This is a genomic window from Xanthomonas hortorum pv. cynarae (genome assembly GCF_002939985.1).
Taxonomy (GTDB): domain Bacteria; phylum Pseudomonadota; class Gammaproteobacteria; order Xanthomonadales; family Xanthomonadaceae; genus Xanthomonas; species Xanthomonas hortorum_D.
Genome location: NZ_MDFM01000057.1, coordinates 1 through 8,861, shown reverse-complemented (window position 1 = coordinate 8,861; position 8,861 = coordinate 1). Strand labels below are relative to the sequence as shown.

Below are 8,861 nucleotides of genomic sequence, written 5' to 3'. Positions count from 1 at the left end.
AACTGCTCACGGCTGATGTCACTGGGATAGCGTGCTCTCATCTCCATATGATCGGATATTTCGGGCAGACTTTGAACAGGTTCTTACGCGGCATCCATGCCGCGTAAGGTCCCGCGACGGTAGGCGGGCAAGGACCAGTCAAGATGGTCGGTGCGCATAGTTTCAATAAACAGCCANTCGCTGCGACCTCGACGCTGTGAGTTTGCTGCAGGGCCCTTGCCCGCCCACCATCGCAGGACACGCTGCAAGTACGTCCTTGTAAGCTCTTACGCGGCATCCATGCCGCGTAAGGTCCCGCGACGGTGGGCGGGCAAGGACCAGTCGAGTTGGTCGGTGTGCGTAGCTTTCAATAAAACAGCCAGCAAACTTTCTGGTGCGGTGTCCTCACCGCTTGCGGGACCGTGTGGCGGCATGGATGCCGCCACCGAGCCCCCAGGGACGGGTTTACGGCGTGTCCCGCGAGCGGTGAGGGCACCGCGCGCTCGACCAACCAGGCGTTTGACCTGAGCCTCCGACTCAGAGCGGCTAACAAAACGTAGCGAGCGTTCGTCAGGTGGGGTGCGGACGGCGCGCTCAGAACCGGGGTGTACGAGTGGTAATGCCGATTCCGAACACAGGCCGCGCCCGCGTGGGGGCTGCGCAGTAGGTTTGTTAGCCGTTCTTAGTTTTTATCGTCGCCCGTGGGCAAGTATTGCTGCAACGCCAGCACCGATTCCCATGGATCTGCGCGTTGGCGCTTGGCACGTTGCAATGCCTTGTCCATCGGAAACGCATCCGGGCCGCTGATCTTGCCGAGTTCTTCCCAGCGCAGCGGCACGGCGACGGTGGCTTTTTCGCGGGCGCGTAACGACCACGAACACACGCTGGTATTGCCGCGTCCGTTGCGCAGCCAGTCGACGAAGATCACGCCGTGGCGTTTGGCCTTGCTCATGGTCGCCACGTAGCGGTCCGGCGTGTGCGTTGCCAGTGCCTGCGCAAACGCTTCGCAGAAATCGCGCGCTTGCTCCCAACCCGCCTCCGGCACGATCGGCACCACCACGTGCAGGCCCTTGCCGCCGGACAGGCGCACCGCGCTTTCCAGCCCTGCACTGCGCAGCTTGGCGCGGATATCGCGCGCGGCAGCCACCACGTCGGCCCAGGACACCCCGTCGCCGGGGTCCAGGTCGAACACCAGGCGATCCGGATGCTCCGGGTCGTCCACCTGCGCACCCCAGGGATGCAACTCGAGCGTGTTCATCTGCACCAGCTCGAGCAGGCCGGCGGCATCTTCGACGTAGATGTAATCCTCCGTGCCGCTTTTTTGCTTTAGCGGGATCGCCTTGATATGCGCGCCTAGATGGCGACCTTCGTGCTTCTGGAAGAAGCACTCGCCGCCGGCGCCGTCGGGGCAACGCAACAGCGATAACGGGCGGCCTGCGATCTCCGCCAGCACCAGCGGCGCCACTGCGCGGTAGTAGTCAGCCACATCGCCCTTGCTGATACCGACCGCAGGAAACACTACGCGCTCGGGATGAGTGATGGTGATGCCGTCTGTGGATTTGGATGTGGACGCTGCGGGTTTCGATGCCCTGGATTCGGACGCTGCAGTCTTCGATATAGCGGTCGTCTTCGATGCCGTTGAACGCACGCGTTTGCTGGCAGTCCTGGTGGATGCTTCCACTGTCGTTTTGGTTGCTTTTTTTGTCGGCGTCTTGCGCGCAGGCGCAATGGCCGTCGTCGCACCGCCACGTTTGCTCGCAGCACGCGCCTTACCCGGCGCGGCGCGATCGCCGCCCAACTCGCTCATGGGTTTGTCCTCACGCAAACGCTTGAACGCGGCTTGCCGCAGCAGCCCTTCCTTGGCCCAACCGCGAAAGGCCACCTCGGCGATCAACACCGGTCGCACCCAATGCACATCGCGTGGCCGCCCCGGAATATGCGTGGGCAATTCCAGCGTGGCGGTGTCGCTATGCAGCGCCTGCAACAGCGTGGTGATCTTGCCGAGCAAGGCATCGTCGAAACCGGTGCCTACACGCCCGACATAGCGCAGCGTCTTGCCATCGCGTTGCGCCATCAACAAGGCGCCAAAACCACTGCGCGCGCCCTTGGGGTCGGTGTAGCCCACCACCACGAACTCGTCGCTGTCTGCGTGCTTGGTCTTGACCCAATCGGCGCTGCGTCCTTCGCGATAAGGGGCGTCGGCGAGCTTGCTGACGATGCCTTCCCAGCCGGTGCCGGCACTGGCAGCAAACACTTCTGGTCCGTGACCGATCACATGGTCGCTAAATGCCAGCGTGCCCGGTTGATCGCCCAGCAACTCGCGCAGCAATTGCTTGCGTTGCAGCAACGGGGTGCCGCGCAGATCCACCCCGGCGACCCCGAGCAGGTCGAACACGATATAGCGCAGCGGCTGCGTGACGCTGCCATCGAGCGCGCGTTGCAGCGCCGAGAAATCGCTGCGCCCTTGCGCGTCCAGCACCACCAGCTCGCCATCCAGGCGCGCATCGCGCACTGGCAACGCCTGCAACGCGCGCACCACATCCGGAAAGCGCTGCGTCCAGGCCTGGTCGTTGCGTGAGCGCAACTGCACGTTGCCATCGGCCAGATCGGCCAGCAGGCGATAGCCATCCCACTTGATCTCGTGCAACCAGCGCTCGCCCTCCGGCGCGTGCTCGCGCAGCAAGGTCAGTTGCGCGCGCAGCTCGGTTGGGCATGGCGTATCGCGCGCGCCCTCCAGCGCCAGTGCGCGGGTACGCCACTGTTTGGACCCTGCACGCCCTGAGCGCACACGTTTGCTTGTCACTGTCGATGTCTCGGCGATTGCGTCTGGCGGCATACGTTGCGCACGGCTAGCCTTGCCGCGCGTTGTAACCGATGCTGTCTTGGCACGCGTTGCCGAAGTTGCCACATCCGATGCACCGGCGGCCTGCTGCGCCACCAGTGCATCGGCATCCAGATCGGTCGCGTAGGCATCGGTGCGCTTGAACAGCAGCCACTGCGGTTTGCCGCCACGCATCTGCGTGCGCACCAACGCAAAGCCACCGCGCAGCAGCGTGCCCTGCAACTCGAATTCCAGCTTGCCCGCGTCCAGCGCGGCCAACGCATCGCCTTCGCAGTGCCAATGGCCGTGGTCGAACACATCCACATGGCCTGCGCCGTAATGCCCTTGCGGGATATCGCCTTCGAAACTGGCGTACGACAACGGATGATCTTCCACCTGCACCGCAAGGCGTTTTTCGCCAACGCGCAACGACGGACCCTTCGGCACGGCCCAACTCTTGAGTACGCCATCGGCTTCCAGACGGAAGTCGTAATGGCGCGAGCTGGCGTGGTGCAGCTGCACCACGAAGATCGGCTGCTTGCTGGCGCGCGCAGGCGTCTCGCCGGCCGGTTCCGGTGTCTGGTCGAAGCGGCGCTTGGCGTTGTAGTCGTGCAGTGACATGGGCTGGCCTATCCGGCCTTGCGGCGCGGCGGCGCTTTCGCGGCTGCTGTTTTGGTTGGCTTGCTCGCGGTCTTTTTGGTGGCCTTCTTGGCCGCCTTCTTGGTTGCGGTTTTCTTGGCAGGCGCTGCCGGCGCACTGCTTTTCTTGGCCGGCGTGCGTGTATTGGCTTGCAGGCTCTTCTGCAGCAGCGACATGAAATCGACCACGTTGGTGGTGGCGTCTTCGTGCTGCGGCGGCTCGATATCCACCTTGGTGGTACCGCCCTTTTCCTGGATGCGCTTGCGCAGCAGCTGCTCCAGCTTGCCGCGGAATTCGTCGTGGTAATCCTCCGGCTGCCAGGTGCCGGACATCGACTCGATCAGCTGCCTGGCCATCTCCTGTTCCTTGGGCGTGATGCGGTATTCGCCCACCGCGCCGGCCGGCAGCTTGAAGTCCTGCGGGTCCACCACTTCCTGCTGGTAGCGCAGCAGCAGCAGGATCAACGCATCGCCCTGCGGCATCACCGCAGCCAGGTACTCGCGGGTACGGATGACCACTTTTGCGATGCCCACCTTGCCGGTGTCGCGTAGCGTTTCGCGCAGCAATACATAGCCTTTTTCGGCTTTCTTGCCGGGCACCAGGATGTAGGGCTTTTCGAAATAGCGCGGGTCGATGTCAGCGGCGTCGACAAAAGTCTCCACCTCTACCGTTTCATGGCTTTCCGGCGAGGCGGAGCGGATGTCCTGCTCCTCCACAATCACATAGCTGCCCTTGTCGTACTCGAACGCCTTGACGATCTCCTTCCACGGCACCTCGTCGCCGGTGTCGGCATTGACGCGCTCGAAGCGGATCGGCTTTTTGTCGCGCGAATCGAGCATGCGGAAATGCAGGTCCACCTTGCGCTCGCCCGACATCAGCGACACCGGCACATTGAGCAAGCCGAACGAGAGGGTTCCGGTCCAGATCGGTCGTGCCATCGGCGTGTGACTCCGGGTGCTGTTGGGGTAGCACATAGCTGTAACGCTGGCGCCGTGATCCATACGTGAGCCATCCGCATGGCGCGACTGCATGCTCTTCACCCTGCGCGCGGTGAACTGCGCATCCATCTGCAAAGCTCAGGAGAACACCATGTCCCGCGACCCACTGCGCGAGCAACCGACCCAACCCGGCGAACAGCACGGCAAGCGCGATGCCGAACATTACGAAGACCGCGGTGCAGGCGATGCGCCAGACAAGCTGATTCCGGCCGATGGCGATACCCCGGCCAAGAAGCCGGGCACAGCTCCGTCGGCCGCGACAGACCGCTGAAAACATCTAACTGCAACAACGCGCAGGCGTGCCAGCCGCGCTGATCAGCCCTACGCCCGACCTGCCTCCTGCAGGCGGGCGAACTCGTCATCGGCAAACAGACGCGAGCGCACCAGAAAGCGCACGCCCTCGCCGTTTTCCAGCGAGAACATGCCGCCGCGCCCCGGCACCACATCGATGATCAATTGGGTGTGCTTCCAGTACTCGAACTGCGAGGCGCTGATATAGAACGGCGCACCGCCGATCTCGCCCAGCAGCACGTCGCGGTCGCCCACGATGAAGTCGCCCATTGGGAAACACATCGGCGAGGAGCCGTCGCAGCAGCCGCCGGATTGATGGAACAGCACATCGCCGTGGCGTGCGCGCAGCGTGTCGATCAACTGCAACGCCGCCAAGGTGGCCATGACCTGTAATGGCAGCTCGGTCTGTGGGGTGGTGTCGTGCATTCTCTCCCTCCCGCGACCGCGTCAGGCGGCCATGTCGAGCACGATACGCCCCTCGATCGTGCCGGCGCGCATCCGGGCGAAGACATCGTTGATGTTGTCCAGCGTGTCGGTGGCGACCGTCGCGGCAACCTTGCCTTGCTCGGCAAATGCCAGCGATTCCTGCAGATCCAGACGGGTACCGACGATCGAGCCACGCACCGTGACGCCATTGAGCACCATGCCGAAGATATTCAGCGGAAACTCGCCCGGTGGCAGACCGTTGAGCGACACCGTCCCGCCACGGCGCACCATGCCAATCGCCTGCTCGAAGGCCTTGGGCGAGACCGCCGTGACCAGGGCACCGTGCGCACCACCGATTTCCTTCTTGAGATACGCCACCGGGTCGGTGGTGCGCGCATTCACCGTCACCGTCGCGCCCAAGCGTTTGGCCAGGGCGAGTTTCGCATCGTCCACATCCACCGCGGCCACGTTCAGGCCCATCGCCTTGGCGTACTGCACGGCCATATGGCCGAGCCCGCCGATGCCGGAGATCACCACCCACTGGCCCGGCTTGGTGTCGGTGACCTTCAATCCCTTGTAGACGGTGACACCGGCACACAGGATCGGCGCGACCTCGACGAACCCCAGGTTGTTCGGCAGGTGCCCGACATAATCGGCGTTGGCCAGCGCGTATTGCGCAAATCCGCCATTGACCGAATACCCGCTGTTCTGCTGCGCCTCGCACAGCGTCTCCCAGCCGCCCAGGCAATGCTCGCAATGCCCGCAGGCCGAGTACAGCCACGGAATACCCACCCGGTCGCCTTCCTTGACGTGACGCACGCCCGCACCCACTGCCACCACATAGCCCACGCCCTCATGGCCTGGAATGAAGGGCGGGTTCGGCTTGACCGGCCAGTCGCCCTGCGCGGCATGCAGATCGGTGTGGCAGACCCCGCAGGCTTCGATCTTGACCAGCAGATCGCCGGCCTGCGGCCGCGGCACCTGCACTTCCTCGATCACCAGCGGCGCGCCGAACTGACGCACCACCGCTGCTTTCATTGTCGTGTCCATGCTGCGCTCCGCACTGATAGTGCAGTCCACCCTAGGCGCCCTGAGGGCGGCATGCCTTGATCGAAGTCAAATCGGGTGTACGCAGTTCATGTGCAGTCGGCGCGGTGGCCGGGCACACCTGTGCCCGATCCATCGCGCATCGCAGTCGAGCGACAACAGGCCCACGCGTCAGAAGAACCCCAACGCCTTCGGCGAATAGCTCACCAGCAGATTCTTGGTCTGCTGGTAATGGTCGAGCATCATCTTGTGATTCTCGCGGCCGATGCCCGACTGCTTGTAACCGCCGAACGCGGCATGCGCCGGATAGGCGTGATAGCAATTGGTCCACACGCGCCCGGCCTGGATTGCGCGGCCCATGCGATACAGCCGCGCCGCATCGCGACTCCACACGCCGGCGCCCAGGCCGTAAAGCGTGTCGTTGGCGATCGCCAGCGCCTCGGCCTCGTCCTTGAAGGTGGTCACCGACACCACCGGGCCGAAGATCTCTTCCTGGAACACGCGCATCTTGTTGTGGCCTTTGAACACGGTCGGCTTGACGTAGAAGCCATCGGCCAACTCGCCATCGAGCGTGTTGCGCTCGCCACCGATCAACACTTCGGCGCCTTCCTGTCTGCCGATATCGATGTAGGCCAGAATCTTTTCCAGCTGCTCGCTGGAAGCCTGCGCGCCGACCATGGTGTTGGGATCGAGCGGGTTGCCTTGCTTGATCGCGGCCACGCGTGCGAGCGCTTTTTCCATGAACTTGTCGTAGATCGAGTCCTGGATCAGCGCGCGCGATGGGCAGGTGCACACCTCGCCCTGATTGAAGGCGAACAGCACGAAGCCCTCCACCGCCTTGTCGAGAAAATCGTCGTCTTCAGCCATCACATCGGCAAAAAAGATGTTCGGCGATTTGCCACCCAGCTCCAGCGTCACCGGAATCAGGTTCTGGCTGGCGTACTGCATGATCAGCCGGCCGGTGGTGGTTTCGCCGGTGAAGGCGATCTTGGCGATGCGCGGGTTGCTGGCCAGCGGCTTGCCCGCCTCCAGCCCGAAGCCGTTGACCACGTTGAGCACGCCGGGCGGCAGCAGGTCGCCGATCACTTCCATCAACACCAGGATCGAGGCCGGTGTCTGCTCGGCCGGCTTCATCACCACGCAGTTGCCGGCGGCCAGTGCCGGTGCGAGTTTCCAGCACGCCATCAGCAGCGGGAAATTCCACGGAATGATCTGCCCGACCACGCCCAACGGTTCGTGGAAGTGATAGGCGATGGTGTCGCTGTCGATCTCGGAAATGCCGCCTTCCTGCGCGCGAATGGCACCGGCGAAATAGCGGAAGTGATCCACGCACAACGGCACATCGGCGTTGAGCGTTTCGCGTACCGGCTTGCCGTTATCCCAGGTCTCGGCATAGGCGAGCAGTTCCAGATTCTGCTCGATGCGGTCGGCGATCTTGAGCAACACGTTGGCGCGGTCGGTGGTGGAGGTCTTGCCCCAGGCCTCCTTGGCCGCATGCGCCGCATCCAGCGCCGCTTCGATGTCCTGCGCGTTGGAGCGCGCGATCGAGGTGAACACCTTGCCGCTGATCGGCGTGGTGTTGTCGAAGTACTGGCCGCTCGCCGGCGCCACCCACGCACCGCCGATAAAGTTGTCGTAGCGCGGTTTGAAAATCGAGGTCGGGTCGGTATTCAACGGCTTGGTGGAGGGAAGCGCATTCATCATGGTCTCCTGCTGCGATGGTCCGATGCGAACGTGTATACCCGCGCAAGTGCTAGCGCAATGTCATGTCATGCGCTGTTGCGCTGCTTCATTGCGGCGCAGCCGTTTTTTCGTACGCAGCTGTGGAAAGTGCGCTGCAGCGCATCATTGAGTGCACACAGATAACTGGTGCCAGGCTTGCTGCGTGTAGCACTCGCAACGTGCGACACGATGGGCCGCAAGCGCTATACACGCTCACCTCAGCTGCGCGGTGCGGCCGGCTTGACGAACCCGGGATCCGCCATGGCGGCATCACAGTCTTGCACCTGCTTGAATTGGTAATCCAGCAACCGCCAACCGGCGTTTGCCGACGACGACACCCATCGGTACTTCCATTGATAACGAATACCGGCGCCACAGGCATCGATACCGACCTCATCGCCGCTATGCCCACGCACAGGGAAGGCAACCTCTGTGCTGGTCAGATCCGTGCGCCGATCCGCTCCTGGCGCGTGCGTGAAGTAGCTGGTCCGCACCTGGCCTAATTCGGCAGCGCTTGCCGGAAGCTTTAGCCTGGACGGCTGCTCCAACAACCAGCGATACACTTGCGCCACCGCCGGACTGTTTGTCGGATAGGTGCGCGTCACACGCAAATCGCCCTGTTCCGCAGGCGTAGCGGCACTGGCCAACAGGCTGTTCGTGCAAAACACCACAATCGACATTGCTGCCAAGAACTTCATCACGTGCTCCATGCATTGTGCGAGAGGACCGAGCGTAGCACGCACCTCACAACCGGCTAGCCGCAGGCACTGCAGCGATGTAGTGCCACTCAGTGGTTGCAATGATAGGTGTCATGCAGAGCTGGTTGCGTGCCATGCAACTCACAGGCATGCACTAGGGCCTGTTAACACTAATGGCCCGAGCGATTAAACTATCCTGATTAGCCCCGACTCTCAGCCATGAAAATTGCTCGCTGCACG

At 63.1% G+C, this 8,861-nt stretch carries 7 protein-coding genes and 1 other RNA gene; 1 reads left to right on the top strand and 7 read right to left on the bottom strand.

The window, feature by feature from the left end:
* Positions 1 to 523 precede the first annotated feature (523 nt).
* The 3 genes from XcyCFBP4188_RS21875 to ku form a co-directional block, all read right to left on the bottom strand.
* Positions 524 to 600, bottom strand: a non-coding RNA gene (locus XcyCFBP4188_RS21875) — sX9 sRNA.
* Between the two features lie 61 nt (positions 601 to 661).
* On the bottom strand, positions 662 to 3,421 hold the full coding sequence (ligD, locus tag XcyCFBP4188_RS21870; protein ID WP_104592847.1) for a DNA ligase D: 2,760 nt from the start codon (positions 3,419 to 3,421) through the stop codon (positions 662 to 664).
* Between the two features lie 8 nt (positions 3,422 to 3,429).
* Positions 3,430 to 4,377: a non-homologous end joining protein Ku gene (ku, locus tag XcyCFBP4188_RS21865; protein WP_043908206.1), complete on the bottom strand. Its 948-nt coding sequence runs from the start codon at positions 4,375 to 4,377 to the stop codon at positions 3,430 to 3,432.
* 151 nt (positions 4,378 to 4,528) lie between these two features.
* On the opposite strand from ku, the gene XcyCFBP4188_RS21860 reads away from it, so the two are divergent.
* The gene (locus XcyCFBP4188_RS21860) at positions 4,529 to 4,708 is read left to right on the top strand and encodes a hypothetical protein (RefSeq protein ID WP_043908200.1); all 180 of its coding nucleotides are present in this window, start codon (positions 4,529 to 4,531) and stop codon (positions 4,706 to 4,708) included.
* Between the two features lie 50 nt (positions 4,709 to 4,758).
* Here XcyCFBP4188_RS21860 and XcyCFBP4188_RS21855 read toward each other — a convergent pair whose 3' ends face one another.
* From XcyCFBP4188_RS21855 to XcyCFBP4188_RS21840, 4 genes are all read right to left on the bottom strand, one after another.
* On the bottom strand, positions 4,759 to 5,154 hold the full coding sequence (locus tag XcyCFBP4188_RS21855; protein WP_006449982.1) for a DUF779 domain-containing protein: 396 nt from the start codon (positions 5,152 to 5,154) through the stop codon (positions 4,759 to 4,761).
* 21 nt (positions 5,155 to 5,175) lie between these two features.
* A complete protein-coding gene (gene adhP, locus XcyCFBP4188_RS21850; RefSeq protein WP_074056285.1) occupies positions 5,176 to 6,204 on the bottom strand; it encodes an alcohol dehydrogenase AdhP in 1,029 nt (342 codons plus the stop codon).
* 168 nt (positions 6,205 to 6,372) lie between these two features.
* Positions 6,373 to 7,902 carry an aldehyde dehydrogenase gene (gene adh / locus XcyCFBP4188_RS21845; protein ID WP_104592846.1) on the bottom strand — a complete coding sequence of 510 codons (1,530 nt, stop codon included), beginning with the start codon at positions 7,900 to 7,902 and terminating at the stop codon, positions 6,373 to 6,375.
* 239 nt (positions 7,903 to 8,141) lie between these two features.
* The gene (locus XcyCFBP4188_RS21840) at positions 8,142 to 8,633 is read right to left on the bottom strand and encodes a hypothetical protein (RefSeq protein WP_006449979.1); all 492 of its coding nucleotides are present in this window, start codon (positions 8,631 to 8,633) and stop codon (positions 8,142 to 8,144) included.
* Positions 8,634 to 8,861 lie beyond the last annotated feature (228 nt).

Coding starts and splice junctions, on each gene's coding strand:
- ligD (WP_104592847.1), bottom strand. CDS start 3,421: ATGTCACTGCACGACTACAACGCCAAGCGCCGCTTCGACCAGACACCG.
- ku (WP_043908206.1), bottom strand. CDS start 4,377: ATGGCACGACCGATCTGGACCGGAACCCTCTCGTTCGGCTTGCTCAAT.
- XcyCFBP4188_RS21860 (WP_043908200.1), top strand. CDS start 4,529: ATGTCCCGCGACCCACTGCGCGAGCAACCGACCCAACCCGGCGAACAG.
- XcyCFBP4188_RS21855 (WP_006449982.1), bottom strand. CDS start 5,154: ATGCACGACACCACCCCACAGACCGAGCTGCCATTACAGGTCATGGCC.
- adhP (WP_074056285.1), bottom strand. CDS start 6,204: ATGGACACGACAATGAAAGCAGCGGTGGTGCGTCAGTTCGGCGCGCCG.
- adh (WP_104592846.1), bottom strand. CDS start 7,902: ATGAATGCGCTTCCCTCCACCAAGCCGTTGAATACCGACCCGACCTCG.
- XcyCFBP4188_RS21840 (WP_006449979.1), bottom strand. CDS start 8,633: ATGGAGCACGTGATGAAGTTCTTGGCAGCAATGTCGATTGTGGTGTTT.